The 248-nt window shown below is 43.1% G+C and carries 1 protein-coding gene; it reads left to right on the top strand.

Features of this window, described 5'->3' with window-relative positions:
• Nucleotides 1–16: 16 nt before the first annotated feature.
• Nucleotides 17–193: a hypothetical protein gene (locus FS628_RS31750; RefSeq protein WP_186328067.1), complete on the top strand. Its 177-nt coding sequence runs from the start codon at nt 17–19 to the stop codon at nt 191–193.
• The last annotated feature ends 55 nt before the right edge of the window (nt 194–248 follow it).

The following is a 248-nucleotide window of genomic DNA, read 5'->3' as shown; positions in this document are numbered from 1 at the left end:
GTGGGAGAATACGTTGATGAAGGTATTTGGTGGAGAGAGAGGGAAGGTGGAGGTTGAATGGGAAATAGGGATAGTGGGAAGTGAAGAGAAAGAAGGGGTAAGGGTATGGATGGGATTATGTTATGGGGTATGGAATATGGAGTTAGAAGGATTTTGGATTTGTTTTTTGTGGCGGTATGCATGGGTGTTGTAGTGTTGGTTGGGATTATGGAGAGGTTGTAGGTTGTTAAAGGTAAGGAGATGTACAA

It is taken from the genome of Paenibacillus xylanexedens, assembly GCF_007676705.1.
GTDB classification, from domain to species: domain Bacteria; phylum Bacillota; class Bacilli; order Paenibacillales; family Paenibacillaceae; genus Paenibacillus; species Paenibacillus xylanexedens_C.
This window is presented reverse-complemented; position numbering and strand designations above follow the sequence as displayed.

Excerpts from the sequence above, each read along its gene's own strand:
- FS628_RS31750 (WP_186328067.1), top strand. The coding sequence starts at position 17 with ATGAAGGTATTTGGTGGAGAGAGAGGGAAGGTGGAGGTTGAATGGGAA.